This window comes from Methylomusa anaerophila (assembly GCF_003966895.1).
GTDB lineage: Bacteria > Bacillota > Negativicutes > Sporomusales > Sporomusaceae > Methylomusa > Methylomusa anaerophila.
This window is the reverse complement of record NZ_AP018449.1, coordinates 1,613,308-1,629,370: the sequence shown is the minus strand read 5'-3', so window position 1 is coordinate 1,629,370 and position 16,063 is coordinate 1,613,308. Positions and strand designations below refer to the sequence as shown.

The window sequence follows — 16,063 nt, the reverse complement described above, 5'->3', positions numbered from 1 at the left end:
TTACTATTGTCTCATATTACTAAAGTTATAATCCTTTTGTCCATATTGTTATGTATACTTGATGTTATTTTTATTTGAAATTTGTTTGAATTTGTCTAAAATTGCTTAATCAGTATAATTTTTGTATGGCTTATCCTGCTAACAATAGAATTTTTAACTGTAAGGAAATTGTCAAGCATAGTACATTAGATATATTTTGTTGAGAATTGCGTTATATTAAATATCCTTAAAAAAACAAAACATCCAACCCATATATGGGTTGGATGTTTTGTTTTTTTCTCAATATCAGAATTTACTTCTCGCGGTATTGATCCAGATAATTTATTTGTTGAATCCTTATCCCAAAATCTCAGCAACCGGGGTATAAGGCAGGTTGTGGGCTTCAGCAACCCCGGGGAAAGTAACTTTGCCTTCAAAAACATTGAGACCTTTCGCCAGACCGGAATCGGCCCTGAGAGCTTCTTTCCAGCCTTTGCTGGCGATTTGGAGAGCGTATTCGATGGTTGCGTTGGTAAGAGCCAGGGTGGAAGTTCGGGCAACTGCGCCAGGCATATTGGCGACAGAGTAGTGTACAACACCGTATTTGACATAGGTGGGATCACTGTGAGTGGTAGCCCGGTCGATGGTTTCAATCGAGCCGCCCTGGTCAATGGCTACGTCGACGATAACCGAGCCGGGTTCCATGGTTTTAACCATTTCTTCGCTAACCAGTTTGGGAGCTTTGGCGCCTGGCAGCAGAACAGCGCCGATAAGCAGGTCGGCCTGTTTAACCCAATCGGCAATATTGTAGCTGTTGGACATAATAGTGGTGACGCGCCCGCCAAAGATGTCGTCGAGATATGCCAGCCGTTCGCTGGACTTGTCGATAATAGCTACCCGGGCCCCCATGCCTATCGCCATTTTAGCCGCGTGGGTGCCTACCACGCCGCCGCCGATGATGACAACCTGAGCCGATTCAACGCCGGGAACGCCGCCCAGCAGTATGCCTTTGCCACTGAAGGTTTTTTCCAGCCAGTGAGCACCTACTTGTACCGCCATGCGGCCGGCAACTTCGCTCATGGGAATTAGCAGCGGCAGGCTATGGTTACGCTCAATGGTTTCATAAGCAATACCGATTACTTTTTTGGCTAGCAGGGCTTTGGTAAGAGCAGGCTCGGGTGCCAAGTGGAGATAGGTGAATAGAATTTGGCCCCCATGAAAAAGATCATATTCGGGAGCAAGAGGCTCTTTTACCTTCATGATCATTTCGGCTTTGTCAAAGAGCTCTTTTTTATCAGTGACGATTTCAGCGCCGGCCTTTATATAACTTTCATCAGAGAAACCGCTGCCAATACCCGCGCTGTGCTCAAACAGCACCCGCTGCCCGGCTTTAACCAGGGTTGCGGTACCGGCCGGGGTTAAAGCCACCCGGTTTTCATTATTTTTGATCTCTTTTGCCACACCAATAATCATTATCTAATACCTCCTAATTTTTGTATCGCAGCAATGCTAAATGTTAATTTCCGATTTTAATTTTATTTTAATTTTATATTATTTGCAATTATCATGCCAAGTCGTAAAAGCTTATATTCCCGGTTCCGTTTTAGACTTGGCAGTCTGCTAGTACCGCGAGTTACAATTTCAGGTATTATAAACGGAAACTAAACTTTCCAATCCCGGAATGAAGAGGGCACCAAAGGGAAACTTATGTTTCCCTTTGGCGCCTGCCATTACCGCTGTATATAAAGCCGGGGCACTCTTTTACCAACCATACAAACAAGCTCATAGCTAATCGTGCCTATTTTGGCGGCCACCTCGGCGGCGGTTAATTGCGGACTGCCAAACAAAATAGCCGTATCCCCCGGCAAGGCCGCCGGAATTTCCGAGACGTCAACCATACACTGATCCATGCAGATTGTGCCCACAAGGGGCGCTCGCCGTCCGCGAACCAGAACACTTGTCTTGCCTGAGAGAAGCCGGGTCCAGCCGTCGGCATAACCGATAGGCAGGGTTGCGATCCGGCGGTTATCAGGGGTTGAATAGGTTCGGCCATAACTGATACTTGTCCCGGCAGGCACAGATTTCACCTGTACCAGTTGAGCTTTAAGACACATGGCCGGTTTCAGGTTAATCATTCTGGCCACTTCAGCAGACGGCCACAGACCGTAGAGAATAATCCCGGCACGCACCATGTCAAAGTGGGCCGACGGCAGTTCCAGGGTCGCGGCGCTATTGGCTATATGCCGGACCGGAATTTTAATGCCGCATTGCTCAATGGCGGCCAGGGCGGCCTTAAATTTGTCCATCTGTTCGTAGGCATAGGATTTATCCCGACTGTCGGCCGTAGCAAAATGTGAAAAGACCCCTTCAATTTCAATTCCCGGCAATCTAGCGACAGCTAAGGCGAAACTGCCGGCTTCAGCCGGCATTACGCCGATACGGCCCATACCGGTATCAATCTTGATATGTACCTTAACCGGTTTGCCTGTCGCCGCCGCTGCTGCCGCCAATGCCTGCGCCGCCTCCAGCGAGTATACTGTCTGCGTAATATTATTGACCGCCACCAGTTTTGCCTGCTGCGCCGGCGTAAATCCCAACACCATTATGGGAACGGTAAAACCGGCTCTTCTCAGTTCCACCGCCTCACTCACTATGGCCACCGCCAGACAGTCGGCCCCGGCGGCTAATACGGTTCTGGCCACGGCGACCGCTCCGTGTCCATAGCCGTCTCCTTTTACAACCGCGCAAAACTTAACAGTTGGTTTAACTAACTTCTTAATTTCCCGCACATTGTTGGCAATTGCCGCCAAATCCACTTCCGCCCATACCGGGCGTTCAAACATGTCTATTCCGTCCATTAATGTGTCCTCCCAAACTGCCATGAAGGTATTCGTCTAAATATACTTCCTATTCTATAGCTATAATTTAAAAGAATCAAGGCAGCCTTTGCCGGCTGAATCTATATAGGCCGCATTAAAAATTGACATCCGGGTATTAGGATAAGCTAAAGAATTGATATCCGGCTATTAGGACGAATAAACAAGTAATATGATGCCACCAGCCCCGCCAGCCACATTGGTCCTACTACCAGAGCCAAGGCGGTATCGGGATCAAAACTCATCAAAAATGCGACCAAAACCAGGAAAATGAGACACAGCCAGCCGGACAAAGGATATCCGGGCATTGGATAGGCCAGTTTAGCCGCCTGCCCATCCGTTAGAGAGCGGCGAAACTTTAACTGAACCATAAAAATGGTGGCCCACACCCACAAACCGGCAAAGGCGCCGATACTGGTCACATAAGTAAATACCTTGGCCGGCGCTAAATAATTGAGTATCACTCCTACTACCAGGCAAAAGGACGAAACCAGCACACCATTGACCGGTACGTGAAACCGGTTGAGTCTGATTAAAAACGCCGGCGCATTTTTTGCCAGCGCCAAACTGTAGAGCATCCGCCCAGTGCTGAAAATACCGCTGTTGCAGGAAGATAGAGCCGCCGTGAGAACGACAAAATTCATAATGCCTGCCGCTTTAGCGATACCTATTCGTTCCAATGTTGATACAAAGGGACTGCCGACGGTACCGATTTCATCCCAGGGATAAAGACACAGAATAACGTACAGGGACCCTATATAAAACAGGATTATCCGCCAAAACACCTTATCAATAGCTGCCGGCAGCGTCTTGCCCGGATCTTTTGCTTCACCGGCGGTAACACCGATAACCTCAATTCCCACATAGGAAAAAAGAACCATGGTTAAAGCAAGCAGCATTCCCGCCGCACCATGGGGGAAAAATCCCCCGTGGACCCATAGGTTGCTGATGCCGACGGCAATACCGCCGTTGCCAACACCGAATAAGATGACGCCCAGTCCGGTAAAGAGCATGATAACAATGGTAACGATTTTAATGAGGGCAAACCAGAATTCAAATTCGCCGTAAGCTTCCACAGCAATAAGATTGATAAGAGTTATCAGGATTACCGCCGCCAGTGCCGGAATCCACTGGGGCAATTCCGGCAGCCAAAAGTTAATATAAATGCCCACGGCGGTGATTTCGGCCATGCCGGTAACCACCCACATAAACCAGTAAGTCCAGCCGGTGATATACCCAGCCAAAGGCCCGAAAAGCAAATTAGCATAGGCACTGAATGATCCAGGCAGCGGATATTGCACAGCCACTTCCCCCAAAGCCCGGAGCAGACAGAAGACAACTATACCGCCAACCATATACGATATCATTAACGCCGGCCCCGCGAGTTTAATAGCAGTAGCCGATCCCAGGAAAAGGCCTACTCCGATCGAGCCTCCCAGCGCGATAAGCTGTATGTGCCGCTCTTTCAGACCGCGCCTAAGGCCATTGTCTGTTCCGCTGGTCTTCACCCTCATTCCCCCAATCCGACTTGTTGCTGTCTCTAGTGGTCTGTAAACTCTAAAACTATAGGATGAATTGCGAGGTTTTTCGGCCTGCGAGGCGGAGGAGGCGCGCATATCGGGAATATGTAAGCCGACGACAACAAAGCAGGACGGAAAACCTCTCGCAAGAACACTATAGGATTAGGGTTTACAGACCACTAGTTAAATGTATAGCCGGGGAGAGAGATATAGACTCGGAAGAAAAAGAAAACAGACGAACCAATCATCTGTCTGTAGAGAATGAAACGATACTATGTTAGTTCAATATATTAGTATATTAATTCATTAATTCATTAATTCAATAATTCAATGGCCCAACCTCTATTTTATCGTGACGGCGCTGCCTGCTTCGTTCATAAGCCACAATTAATTTATCTAAGACCATGCTAAGTTCCGCCACGTCCTTGTCCGTGAAGTTGCCGTTCTTTGATTTTACCAATTCATGAAGGCGATGGCGCACCGACTCTATTTCCTTTTCCTGTTCAGTCAGAGTAAACATTTTGGCCTCCAAGTTCCTGCTTTCTCCGGTCTCTAAGTACCTTCAGCCGCTCTTTCAGCCAGTCGCACCAGTCGTCAATTCCTTCGCCGGTACGGCAGGAAGCCGTTATTAGCCTCAGCTCCGGATTGATATTGGCAATGTCGTCAACTGCCGCCGACATGTTAAAGGAAGTATAGGGCAATAAGTCAACTTTGTTGAGGATGGCAACCTGAGAATTCTGAAACACCAAAGGATATTTCTGCGGCTTGTCGTCCCCTTCGGTAACGCTAAGGACAACGGCTTTCACATGCTCGCCCACCTTAAACTCCGCCGGACAAACCAGGTTTCCTACGTTTTCCACGATAATAATGTCTAAGTTGGGCAACTCCAAATCGGCGATAGCCCGGTTTACCATATTGGCATCCAAATGACAGCCGCCTGCTGTATTGATCTGAATTACCGGTATACCATATTTAGCAATGCGGTCGGCATCTTTGGCAGTGTATAAATCACCTTCAATCACTGCCAGCCGAAGCTCATCCTGCAATTTTTCTATTGTCAGCTCTAAGAGCGAGGTTTTGCCGGATCCGGGCGAACCCATCAGATTCAAGGCAAAAACCCCCTGATTGGTCAGTGAGGTATTTAGCGCTTCGGCGATGGTGTCATTTTTATCCAGGATATTCGCCTTAACGGTGATTTGTTTTTTCAAAGTCTAATCCACCTCCACGTGTTCGACCTGAAGTTCCCGCCCTGACAATATTTCTATGCCGGCCGACCCGCATTCCGGACAAAAAAACCGTTGAACGGTGAACGAAAACTCATGCCGGCATTCCCGGCAGCAGCCGGAAGCCGGTACAGTCTCAATAGTTAATGAGGCCCCCTGGGCAATAGTTCCCGCCGACAATGCGGTAAAACCAAACGCCAGCGCTTCGGGATCCACTCCGGTTATTTGCCCGATTCGCACCTTAACGCCGGTAACTCTAGCCGCCTGATGACTGCGAGCTGCTTCTACGGCAATATCCAATATGCTTTGGGCAATACCCATCTCGTGCATAATTATCAATTATCCTCCGGCGTTATTTCAGAAGTTATATAACAATTTATATAATTCATTACCATAAAAGCTTGCTATTTATATCTCGACTATCATAGTCACCGGGAGTTTCCACTTTGGCCATTTAACCATTTAACTATTTTCTATTGCGGTTTCATGTTTGCGAATATATGTATTCTTCACCGCCTAATAATATCCTTCCAAGAAATTGTCAATTGCTTACACCATTTTGCGTCAGTAAATTATATCTTTCTATGTCTTTCCACAAATTCATATAATTAACATAATATTTATGGATAAGGATTGATTACCGCGTGAATACTAGTATTAGAAAAATTTCAGGAGGTGTATATATAAAATGTCTAGAAGCAACAAACCTGTCAATCCCGCTGCTGCAAATGCATTGGACCGTATGAAACTGGAAATTGCCAATGAATTGGGTATCAGTGAACGCGTCCGCTCCACCGGCTGGGCTACTATGACTTCCGCCGACTGCGGTCGGGTTGGCGGCCATATGGTCCGCAAGATGATTGAGCAGTATGAATCAACTCTGAACAGCACCGCTGGAACTGCCCCGGCTGCGGGCACTGCCCCGGCTGCCGGTACTGCAGGCACCGCAACTTCTCAATTTAACATCGGCCAATAACGGCTTGGGTTACGGTAAATTTTGTTGAAAAAAAAGTTATAACTTGTCGATTAGCAAAATAACGGGGCGGCAACAAGCCGCTCCGTTATTTTTTGCGTTTTTGCTGTAAAATATGTAGTATCCGGGATATGGGTCTGGTGTTAATTACGTCCGCCGCCGTCAGGCCGCCTTTGCGAGCGGCGGCGATACCATATCGCATGTGCTCCAATTCATCGATTGCGTGAGCATCCGGATTGATCGCAAACCGGATTCCATTTTCTTTCGCGATTTGATGCCAGCGCCAATCCAGGTCCAGGCGATAGGGACTGGCGTTAATTTCCATAAGGGTACCCGTATCTTTGGCAGCGGCAAGAATTTCTTTCATATTGACCTCATAACCCGGACGGGCCAGCAGAATTCTCCCGGTAGCATGACCCAGCATGGTAACGAACGGGTTTTCCATAGCCCGTATGATACGGCGGGTCATAACGCTTTCGCTTTGCCGGAAAGCTGAGTGAACCGAAGCAATGACAAAATCAAATTGAGCCAATATGTCATCAGGATAATCCAGCGATCCGTCCGGTAAGATGTCGCTTTCCATACCGGCTAAAATTAAAAAATCAGGCTGGACTGAGTTTAATGCGTCAATTTCTTGCCGTTGTTCATAAACCTTATCGATTTTAAGGCCATGAGCGTAGACCGCCGTCTGGCTATGATCAGCCACGCCCAGGTAGCTTAAGCCTCTTTTTCTGGCAGCCGCCGCCATGTCAGCCAGACTGTGGCTGCCGTCGGAATAGGTCGTATGAACATGAAAAATACCGCGGATATCCTGCTCATCTATCAGCAGCGGGCGGAGACTGCCGTTATCCGCTTCCATATCGTATTCTTTTTCCCGCAGCTCAGGTTCCACGTAACGGATATTCATTTGAGTATAAACGGACTTTTCGTCGGGAGTTTCAAGAACCTTATTGTCTCTCACCAGCCCGGCGGCGGTAAGACCGATCCCGGCCGGCCTGGCTGCCTGCGGGAGCTTAGCCAGGTATTCCGGGCTGCCGGTACGGTAAAATAACGTATAGCCGTATTTTTCGGGAGGAACCGGGAAAATGCGGCAGTGAATGCCGCTGGCCATAGTTAAATCCAAGGTTTCTCCTGTTTCCATCTTCTCTACGCCCGGCATCTCCTGAAGCGCGGTTATTAGGCTCGCGGACGCTGAAACGGCAACAACAATATCAATACCGTCAACGATTTCCACACGGCGCCTGACCGCACCGGCGATTGCCGCCTCCTCCACTCCCGGCTGGAGTCTTATATACGCCGCTATCAGTTCGGCGACCGGCCAGGCATCGCTTAAAATATATTTTCCCTGATATTTTTTCATATATTTGATTCCCTGCAGTATTTTCGCTTGGGTCTTCAAGCCGAATCCGGACAAAGCAACTAGCCGGTTTTCCCGGCAGGCATATTCCAATTCGCCGATTGAGTTTATGCCTAACTTGTCATAAAGAATCACTGCCTTTTTGGGTCCCAGCCCGGGAATTCGCACCAGTTCAAACAGAGCCGGCGGCACTGCGGCCTTGATTTCCTCATAATATCTTATCCGCCCGGTATCAATATATTCATGAATTTTTTGGCTGATTGCCGGACCAATTCCCTTAACGCCTTTAAGTGCCTTGTCGACTGTCGCCGCGGTTAACTCTGTCTCCATTTGTTCCACAATCCTGGCGGCGGTATCATAAGCACGGGCTTTAAATACGTTTTCCCCTTTTAACTCAAGCAATACGGCTATATTTTTAAATATTTGGGCCAATTCGTATTTATCAGTCATTTAAGCCCACCCTACCTTTGCTCAAAATAGACCACAACCTCCGTACCAGGATCCACCGCCGTATTGGCGCTTATGTTTTGCCGTACCGCTATCCCCGAGCCGGCAGGAGTAAAAGTAAGTCCCAATTTATTCAGCGTTTCGCCCACTTCCCGTATAGGTTTACCCGTTAGGTCAGGCACCAATACTTTTCCCGGCGGCACTTCCCGCGTTACAGGCGGGGTCAAAGCAACTGCCGGCTGTGATTTATTCTGCTTGGGTAACGGCAACAGATCTTTACCGTCAAGGGGACGGATGTTTAAATACCGCAACAGTTGCGACATGATTTCACTAAATACCGGCGCGGCAATGGTGCCGCCGTAATAGATGCCCGAGGGGTCGTCAAGAACAATTATGGCGGCCAGTTGCGGGTCCTCAACCGGACCGAAGCCGGCGAAGGAGGCGATGTAGTGCCCTGACATATAGCCGCGGCCGTCAGGGTTAAGTTTTTCCGCCGTACCTGTCTTGCCGGCAAAATGGTAGCCTTTAACCGCCGCTTTATCCCCACCGCCCTCGCTTACCACCTTTTCCAGCAAGGCAGTGAGAATACGGGCCGTTTCCGACCTGATAACCTGGCGCACCGATTGCGGGCCGGTTATCTCCGCCAGCGTGCCGTCCGCATTTCGGATTTCTTTAATAATATGAGGTTTCAAAAGCACTCCATCGTTAGCTATAGCCGACATAGCCGTGAGCAGTTGGAGGGGAGTCACGGCAATACTTTGTCCTATCGACATGGTTGCTAAATCACTGTCCCGCATTTCCCGCGGGTCAAATAACAGACCGGCTTCTTCTCCCGGCAGCTCAATACCGGTAGGAGTGCCAAAACCAAATGTCCGCACATAATTGGTAAGCCGGCCGGCGCCCACCCGCATCCCAATCTGGACAAATCCGGTATTAATAGAATTTTTGATGATATCTAAAAAAGATACGTTGCCGTAGCTGTCACCGCTCCAGTTTTGTATGTGCCGGCCGGAAACTTCGATATCCCCATTGTCGATAAACCGTTCTTCCGGCTGGACCAGCCCCTCCTCTAAAGCCGCGGCGGCCACTACCGCCTTAAACGTGGATCCAGGCTCATACACAAAAGAAACCGCCCTATTTTTCCAACTGTCCTGATCATAGCGGTAAAACTGGTTCGGGTTGTAGGTGGGGCGGTTAGCCATCGCCAGCACTTCTCCCGTTTTAGGATTCATAACGATGGCGGTAGCGGCGCGGGCTTTGGTATTCGCCATGGCGTTATCCAGGGCTTTTTCCACAATATACTGAATTCCGCTGTCGATTGTCAAATATACTGATTGTACCTGTTTCCGGGGCGTAAAGGCAAAGATCGACTTAAAAATAGGGATGCCTCGGTTGTCTGTATCAATAACCTGTTCCTGCTGCTTTCCCTTGATGGTTTTGTCAAGGGCGGCCTCCATGCCCTCCAGTCCGATATCGTCGGTACCGACAAAGCCCAGAATTTGGGCTGCCAGGGTGTTATTGGGGTAATAGCGTTTGCTTTCTTCAATAAAGCCGAGCCCGCTGAGGCTGGCGTCTTTGATCAGAGCAGTGACTTGTTCAGCCTGCTCGTGGTCCAATGTCCGCTTTACCCAAACAAAGCTGCCGCCCCCGGTAAGACGCTGGCGAAGCTCTTCCGGTTTCATTTCCAATATCGGCGCAAGCATATTGGCCATTGTGGCGGGGTCCTTTATATCCTTCGGGCTGGCGTACAAAGACTGGGATAAATTGCTAACCGCCAATTCCCGTCCGCTGCGGTCATAAATGGCGCCCCGGGGAGAAAGCAACAGCCGGCTTTCCTGTAATTGCCCCCGCACTTTGGCACTTAGTTTTTCCCCTTGGGCAAACTGAATCCAGGCAATCCGGCCGGCCAAGAGTCCCAGCATGCCCATAAGCAAAGTCAAAAATAGCGCTGTCCGTCTGCGAACTGTCAGCGACATTCCCGGCATAACGGCTCTCAATCCTTCCTGTACAGCGGTAGTCTGATTTATTCACTTACCTGTGTAATATTCGCCGTCCACAGGTGATTCCCTGCCCATGAAAAGACACCGCCCGGGGCAGGGCGCCTTTATTGGAAAACCCGGCTAACGCCGGGCCGAAGCGATAGCCGTGGGTTGCACTTATGTCATGGCGCCGTCTATGATGCAAGGTCAAATATAGAGGAAAGCCGCAAGCGGGATGTGACCCGCTCACGGCTTTCCTCAATTCTTCAATTAAAAACAAACTGCCACTCAAATTCTTTAAATAACGAAATTGTTCTGCTTACTCATCAATCTTCCACTATATTTCCGTTGGTACTGATGATAACAACGCGCCAGGGAATGATTTTGCCGGAATCCGCCAAAGCCTGTTTAACGGCATTGACGAGGCCGCCGCAACAAGGCACTTCCATGCGCAATACGGTAATACTCTTGATTTCATGCGCCTGCAGTATCGCCGTCAACTTTTCGGCATAATTTACATCATCCAGTTTGGGACAACCGATAAGAGTAATTTTATTACGCATAAACTCGCTGTGGATGCCGGCGTAGGCATAAGCCGTGCAATCCGCCGCTATCAATAGGTGGGCATTGTCAAGATAGGGAGCGTTTACGGGCACAAGCTTTATCTGGCATGGCCATTGGCGCAACTGGGATTGGGCGGATCCTGTTTTGGCGGGAGCGGGACAGTCTGCGCTTTCCTGTTGAATTAATTTGGCATGGGTTCCCGGACAGCCGCAGGCCAGGTTAGGAACCTTAGTCGCCGTAGCGTTGGCGGCAAGACGGCTGTTTACCGCCGCTTCATCGAAAGCGTCTGTATCCCGTTCTTCTATGGTAATAGCCCCAGCCGGACATTCGGGCAGGCATGCCCCCAACCCGTCGCAGTAGGAATCCGATATTAGTTTTACTTTTCCGTCAACCAGCTGCAGGGCGCCTTCGTGACACGCACTGACGCAAAGCCCGCAGCCATTGCATTTTCCTTCGTCAATCTTAACGATTTTTCTCAGCATTATGATCCCCTCCCTCCAAAGTTAATTGTAATATAATCACCCCAATAAATCGGTAGCCATAGCTACTAAAAGTAGTTCCAGTAAACTTAGAAATCTAATGTCATGTATTTTACTTTAACATTCGGAATGACTTTAAGTTCCTCCTCAAGCTCAGAAACGACTGAACTGCCAGCACACAGCTGGAGCAAAATGAGGCCGCTGTTAGAACAGGTTTCGATATGCGCATCATGTAAACCCAGTCTGCATCTGATATGACAACCGTATTTAGTTAACACGTCCTGAACCTTAGCTGCCGTTTCCATTCTCTGCTCCTGCAAAATAGCCATAATAGTAGAACAATTTTCCAACATTGCCATTGTCAATTCCCTCCATCTCAGTTTTAAATTTACCAAAACTATTATTGATAATATAAGCATGCAATATGTATTCCAACCTTTTTATCCTGGTAACATAAACATCAGACAATTACCTTCCAAGACAGTGTACCTCTTTGCGATACAAAATAGGTCAAGTGTGCAAAACTATATCTGTGCTCCGTTATCTATGGCAGGTGGAAAACCGGGAGGTATATGATCCCGCTTTCCAACGGCTTATTGACGTCGGCGTCGCTCAAAACCGGTAAGGTTGTGCTTTAGGATCACAAATATGGTATGATTATAAAATAAAGCAACGCCTGAAATTATTAATTTTACTAGGAGAGAATCAAAAATATGGGAATAGGAAAAACAGATATAAAAATTCTTTTTCTTCCAATTGGAATAAATCTAAATCTGCCATGAGACTTAATAAACCGCGTTTTAAGCTACGTACAAAAATCACAATACTGGTTTGTGGCGTTGTTGCCTTGTCTTTACTGGTAACCAATTTGCTGATAAGCAGCCAAATCGCCACTGCCACACAACAAAGCCTGACCGAAAAAGCAACAGACATCGCCCGCATGGTTGCCCATTCCGCCATAGTGGTCGAAGCTTTGAACGGTCAGCGCGATCAAGGGGAAATTCAGGCCCTTGCTATTGAATTACAGCGATTAACCAACGTGGAATTTATCGTCGTAATCGACATGAACCGCATTCGGAAATCCCACCCGGACGTTACTAAAATTGGACAATCTTTTGTCGGCGGTGATGAAGCCGCCGTGCTTGAGGGGCGGGAATATATCTCAACTGCCGAAGGTACGTTAGGCAAGTCGTTACGGGCTTTTACTCCCGTTTATACACCGGAAGGAAAGCAGGTCGGAGCGGTAGTTGTCGGGATTTTACTCAACAGTATCCAGCAAGCAGTGGCGCAAAGCCGGTTAATCATATATCTGGCTGTCTGTTTCGGACTGGCAGTAGGAGTTGCCGGAGCAATACTTCTGGCCGGCAATATCAAGAAGACTTTATTTGGCTTAGAACCCATTGCCATTGCCAGTTTGCTGGAGGAACGCAGCGCCATGCTGCAATCGGTGCGCGAGGGAATCATCGCGGTAGACAAAGACTCCAGAATTACCCTGGTTAATGCCGAAGCCCTGAGACTGTTACAGCAGGCCGGCATTACTTTAAACCCCATCGGCAAAGATGTTGAGGCGTTTGTCCCCAATACACGGCTAAGAGATGTGCTGACAGCAGGAACAGCCGAGCTGGACCAGGAACAGGATATGAACGGGATAACCCTGCTGACTAACCGGGTTCCGGTATGCGTGGATGGCGAAATTGTCGGAGCAATCGCTACTTTTCGGGATGAGACTGAGATCAGGCAGTTGGCTGAACAACTGACCGGTGTCCGGAATTATGCCGAGGCGCTGCGGGCCCAGACCCATGAATTCATGAATAAACTGCATGTCATTCTGGGCATGGTCCGCTTGGAATATTATGATCAACTTGCCGCTTATATTACTCAGACTGCTCAGCAATACCAGGCCGATGTCGGTTATGTAGTGGAACGTATAAAAAATCCGGTATTAGCCGGCTTCTTATTAGGAAAGCTTAGCCGGGCCAGAGAAGCCGGAGTAGACTTAGTCTTGTCCGAAAGCAGCTTTTTACCGGAACCTGCTGATTCCGAAACAGTTCACCATCTGGTCACAATAGTGGGAAATCTAGTAAAAAATGCCTTTGAGGCAGTGGCGAGCGCCGACTGTAAGCGAATTGGCATCCAATTTGATTACAGCAGCGGCTTTTTGACCATTGAAGTTAACGATACAGGACCCGGTATTGCGGCAGATGACAAGGAACGAATATTTGCCAAAGGGTATTCCACCAAACCGGATAACTGGGGATTGGGCCTATTTCTGGTGCAGCGTACCCTGGAGAAATTGAAGGGACAAATTACAGTAGTTTCCGAGCCCGGCAAAAAGAGAACCCGGTTCATCGTGACTATACCTTACCAAAGGAAAGGTGAAGCCAATGATTAAAGTAATGATTGTGGAAGATGATCCGATGGTAGCTGAACTAAACCGGCGTTATCTCGAACAAGTTGAAGGGTTTACTCTGGTCGCTTCAGCCCGGTCTGTTGACGAAGCACTCTCGCAGTTGGGACAACACCATATTGATCTGATTTTGCTGGATATTTTCATGCCTGGTATGAACGGTCTGGAATTATTAGCACGAATAAGGGAAACAGGTCGTGCTGTGGATGTTATCCTGGTAACAGCCGCCTGTGACAGTCATAGCATCAATGAAGCGTTGCGGAGCGGCGCTGTGGATTATTTAATCAAACCCTTTGAATTTGAACGGCTGCATGCCGCGTTGTCAAGATACCGGGAACGGGCGGTATTGATCAAAGAACAGCCAGTCCTAACCCAGTCAGAATTGGACCAGTGCATCTTGTGCAAAACCCGGTCAGCGGAAGAAAATTTGCCCAAAGGCCTCGATCGTAACACACTAAATAAAGTATGGGAAAATATACGGCAAATAGGGAACAACTCCTTTACCACCGAAGAACTGGCCAATTTTGTCGGCATTTCCCGGGTGTCTATGCGAAAATATCTTGGTTTTCTCAAACAGATCGGTGTGGTAAGTCTGGACGTTACCTATGGTGCTGTGGGCAGACCGGTCTATAAATACCGGTGTGTTAGCCTGGATAGTGATTTCATTAAACGTTATTTATAAGCCGGCCGTCAGGCCGGTTTTTTTAATATACCGTCCTCTTCGTTCCCTGTGCCTCCAGGTTAGCATATCTCTGAGTGGTCTGTTTACAGACCACTCATTTATTACTTACTTTAATTACTAAACTTTTTAAAAAATTCAATAAGCTATGCATGCTGTAGAAATCGCTGTAACATGAAAGCCAAAAAGGAGGTATGTTTTATGAGCACTTTAAAAGTGAAAAACTTGCATCAGGAGATCCCAGCTTCGACCGATATGTTTTCCCAGATCATCAGTCTCAAAGTAGGGGTTGTTCCTTTACCCCTGTATCTGGTCTTGGCGACTGTCATTTTCGCCGCATCGGTTTATAACAGGCTTCCCGCAGATATGATCGGCGGCTTTGCCATCATTATGATTATGGGGGTACTTCTGGGTGATATCGGGCAAAAGATTCCGGTTTTAAAAGATATCGGCGGTCCGGCTATTCTATCGATACTTGTCCCTTCTATTATGGTCTTTTACGAATTGATTAATCCTGCTGCCATGAAATCCATCACCGCGTTAATGAAAGGGTCCAATTTCCTTTACCTGTATATCTCCTGTCTGGTAGCAGGCAGCATCCTGGGCATGAACAGAAAAGTATTAATCCAAGGGTTTGTCCGGATGTTTATTCCGTTGGTTGTGGGCACGATTGCAGCTATAACCGCCGGGCTGTTGGCAGGATTGCTGTTTGGTTACAGCATTCACCGCACTTTCTTTTATATCGTTATCCCCATTGTCGGTGGCGGTATCGGCGAAGGCATCCTGCCGCTGTCGCTGGCTTATGCGGAAATCTTGCAGCAGCCGCAGGAAAATTTCATCCCCCAGCTCATTCCGGCGGCAATGCTGGGTAACATCGTAGCCATCATAAGTGCCGGGTTTCTTAAACGTCTGGGAGAAAAGCGCTCTGAACTGACTGGCAACGGCATGTTAATTAAAACCGGCGACGACCAAGAATTCCTGGCAACCCAGTCTGGCGACAAGCCTATTGAGTTCCCGTTGATGGGAGCTGGGTTGCTTATAGCTTGCAGCTTTTTCATCTTCGGCAATTTAGCTAACCAATTTATCGCCATTCCCGGAGCCATTATTATGATTTTCACTGCGGCCATTGTCAAATACAGCAAAATAATGCCGGCAAGAATGGAGCAAGGCGCTTACCACATGTACCGGTTCATCTCCTCCACTCTTACCTGGCCCTTATTGGTAGGTTTGGGCGTATTGTACACCCCGTGGAAAGATGTTATCGCAGCGATAACGCCGGCCTATATCGCCATCTGCGCTTCCACTGTGCTGGCAATGATAACATCAGGGTTCTTTATCGGCAAATACCTGAATATGTATCCCATCGAATCGGCAATTGTAACCGGCTGCCACAGCGGCTTGGGCGGCACAGGCGATGTTGCCATCCTGTCAGCTTCCAACCGCATGGAGTTGATGCCTTTTGCCCAGGTATCCACAAGGATCGGCGGTGCCTGTATGATAGTCACGGCCACTTTGTTGATGAAGTTGTGGCACTAAACGGAATAAAAGTGCTTGCGCCCTTATTAAACCATTCTAACCGC

Annotated in this window: 14 protein-coding genes; 4 read left to right on the top strand and 10 right to left on the bottom strand. The window is 48.3% G+C overall.

Features of this window, described 5'->3' with window-relative positions; genetic code table 11:
- Positions 1-336 precede the first annotated feature (336 nt).
- The 6 genes from ald to hypA form a co-directional block, all read right to left on the bottom strand.
- On the bottom strand, positions 337-1,452 hold the full coding sequence (ald, locus tag MAMMFC1_RS07125) for an alanine dehydrogenase (RefSeq protein WP_126307711.1): 1,116 nt from the start codon (positions 1,450-1,452) through the stop codon (positions 337-339).
- A 257-nt stretch (positions 1,453-1,709) separates the two neighbouring features.
- A complete protein-coding gene (gene alr / locus MAMMFC1_RS07120) occupies positions 1,710-2,822 on the bottom strand; it encodes an alanine racemase (protein ID WP_126310492.1) in 1,113 nt (370 codons plus the stop codon).
- A gap of 161 nt (positions 2,823-2,983) precedes the next feature.
- Positions 2,984-4,363, bottom strand: coding sequence for an amino acid permease (locus MAMMFC1_RS07115; RefSeq protein ID WP_232035721.1), 1,380 nt, complete (start codon positions 4,361-4,363; stop codon positions 2,984-2,986).
- Positions 4,364-4,694: 331 nt separating this feature from the next.
- On the bottom strand, positions 4,695-4,895 hold the full coding sequence (locus MAMMFC1_RS07110; RefSeq protein ID WP_126307707.1) for an aspartyl-phosphate phosphatase Spo0E family protein: 201 nt from the start codon (positions 4,893-4,895) through the stop codon (positions 4,695-4,697).
- Positions 4,879-5,583 carry a hydrogenase nickel incorporation protein HypB gene (gene hypB / locus MAMMFC1_RS07105; protein ID WP_126307705.1) on the bottom strand — a complete coding sequence of 235 codons (705 nt, stop codon included), beginning with the start codon at positions 5,581-5,583 and terminating at the stop codon, positions 4,879-4,881. Before hypB ends, MAMMFC1_RS07110 begins: the two co-directional genes overlap by 17 nt.
- 3 nt (positions 5,584-5,586) lie before the next feature.
- Positions 5,587-5,928, bottom strand: coding sequence for a hydrogenase maturation nickel metallochaperone HypA (gene hypA / locus MAMMFC1_RS07100; protein ID WP_126307703.1), 342 nt, complete (start codon positions 5,926-5,928; stop codon positions 5,587-5,589).
- Between the two features lie 358 nt (positions 5,929-6,286).
- On the opposite strand from hypA, the gene MAMMFC1_RS07095 reads away from it, so the two are divergent.
- On the top strand, positions 6,287-6,574 hold the full coding sequence (locus MAMMFC1_RS07095) for an alpha/beta-type small acid-soluble spore protein (protein ID WP_126307702.1): 288 nt from the start codon (positions 6,287-6,289) through the stop codon (positions 6,572-6,574).
- An 85-nt stretch (positions 6,575-6,659) separates the two neighbouring features.
- On the opposite strand, the gene polX is transcribed toward MAMMFC1_RS07095, so the two are convergent.
- The 4 genes from polX to MAMMFC1_RS07075 form a co-directional block, all read right to left on the bottom strand.
- The gene (gene polX, locus MAMMFC1_RS07090; protein ID WP_126307701.1) at positions 6,660-8,378 is read right to left on the bottom strand and encodes a DNA polymerase/3'-5' exonuclease PolX; all 1,719 of its coding nucleotides are present in this window, start codon (positions 8,376-8,378) and stop codon (positions 6,660-6,662) included.
- Positions 8,379-8,389: 11 nt separating this feature from the next.
- Positions 8,390-10,360 carry a penicillin-binding protein gene (locus MAMMFC1_RS07085; RefSeq protein ID WP_126307699.1) on the bottom strand — a complete coding sequence of 657 codons (1,971 nt, stop codon included), beginning with the start codon at positions 10,358-10,360 and terminating at the stop codon, positions 8,390-8,392.
- Positions 10,361-10,680: 320 nt separating this feature from the next.
- Entirely contained in the window at positions 10,681-11,400 is a 720-nt protein-coding gene (locus MAMMFC1_RS07080; protein ID WP_126307697.1) for an ATP-binding protein, read from the bottom strand.
- Between the two features lie 86 nt (positions 11,401-11,486).
- Positions 11,487-11,756, bottom strand: a complete 270-nt coding sequence (locus MAMMFC1_RS07075) for a hypothetical protein (RefSeq protein ID WP_232035720.1) — start codon at positions 11,754-11,756, stop codon at positions 11,487-11,489.
- A 419-nt stretch (positions 11,757-12,175) separates the two neighbouring features.
- Here MAMMFC1_RS07075 and dcuS point away from each other — a divergent pair, with 419 nt between their 5' ends.
- The 3 genes from dcuS (at position 12,176) to MAMMFC1_RS07060 (ending at position 16,019) form a co-directional block, all read left to right on the top strand.
- Positions 12,176-13,789 carry a DcuS/MalK family sensor histidine kinase gene (dcuS, locus tag MAMMFC1_RS07070; RefSeq protein WP_126307695.1) on the top strand — a complete coding sequence of 538 codons (1,614 nt, stop codon included), beginning with the start codon at positions 12,176-12,178 and terminating at the stop codon, positions 13,787-13,789.
- The gene (locus tag MAMMFC1_RS07065) at positions 13,782-14,486 is read left to right on the top strand and encodes a response regulator (protein WP_126307693.1); all 705 of its coding nucleotides are present in this window, start codon (positions 13,782-13,784) and stop codon (positions 14,484-14,486) included. The genes dcuS and MAMMFC1_RS07065 overlap by 8 nt, the downstream gene beginning before the upstream one ends.
- Before the next feature lie 198 nt (positions 14,487-14,684).
- Positions 14,685-16,019 carry a 2-hydroxycarboxylate transporter family protein gene (locus MAMMFC1_RS07060; RefSeq protein WP_126307691.1) on the top strand — a complete coding sequence of 445 codons (1,335 nt, stop codon included), beginning with the start codon at positions 14,685-14,687 and terminating at the stop codon, positions 16,017-16,019.
- Positions 16,020-16,063 lie beyond the last annotated feature (44 nt).

Excerpts from the sequence above, each read along its gene's own strand:
- MAMMFC1_RS07065 (WP_126307693.1), top strand. The coding sequence starts at position 13,782 with ATGATTAAAGTAATGATTGTGGAAGATGATCCGATGGTAGCTGAACTA.
- MAMMFC1_RS07110 (WP_126307707.1), bottom strand. The coding sequence starts at position 4,895 with ATGTTTACTCTGACTGAACAGGAAAAGGAAATAGAGTCGGTGCGCCAT.
- alr (WP_126310492.1), bottom strand. The coding sequence starts at position 2,822 with ATGTTTGAACGCCCGGTATGGGCGGAAGTGGATTTGGCGGCAATTGCC.
- MAMMFC1_RS07095 (WP_126307702.1), top strand. The coding sequence starts at position 6,287 with ATGTCTAGAAGCAACAAACCTGTCAATCCCGCTGCTGCAAATGCATTG.
- ald (WP_126307711.1), bottom strand. The coding sequence starts at position 1,452 with ATGATTATTGGTGTGGCAAAAGAGATCAAAAATAATGAAAACCGGGTG.
- MAMMFC1_RS07075 (WP_232035720.1), bottom strand. The coding sequence starts at position 11,756 with ATGGCAATGTTGGAAAATTGTTCTACTATTATGGCTATTTTGCAGGAG.
- MAMMFC1_RS07060 (WP_126307691.1), top strand. The coding sequence starts at position 14,685 with ATGAGCACTTTAAAAGTGAAAAACTTGCATCAGGAGATCCCAGCTTCG.
- MAMMFC1_RS07080 (WP_126307697.1), bottom strand. The coding sequence starts at position 11,400 with ATGCTGAGAAAAATCGTTAAGATTGACGAAGGAAAATGCAATGGCTGC.
- dcuS (WP_126307695.1), top strand. The coding sequence starts at position 12,176 with ATGAGACTTAATAAACCGCGTTTTAAGCTACGTACAAAAATCACAATA.
- polX (WP_126307701.1), bottom strand. The coding sequence starts at position 8,378 with ATGACTGATAAATACGAATTGGCCCAAATATTTAAAAATATAGCCGTA.
- MAMMFC1_RS07085 (WP_126307699.1), bottom strand. The coding sequence starts at position 10,360 with ATGCCGGGAATGTCGCTGACAGTTCGCAGACGGACAGCGCTATTTTTG.
- hypA (WP_126307703.1), bottom strand. The coding sequence starts at position 5,928 with ATGCACGAGATGGGTATTGCCCAAAGCATATTGGATATTGCCGTAGAA.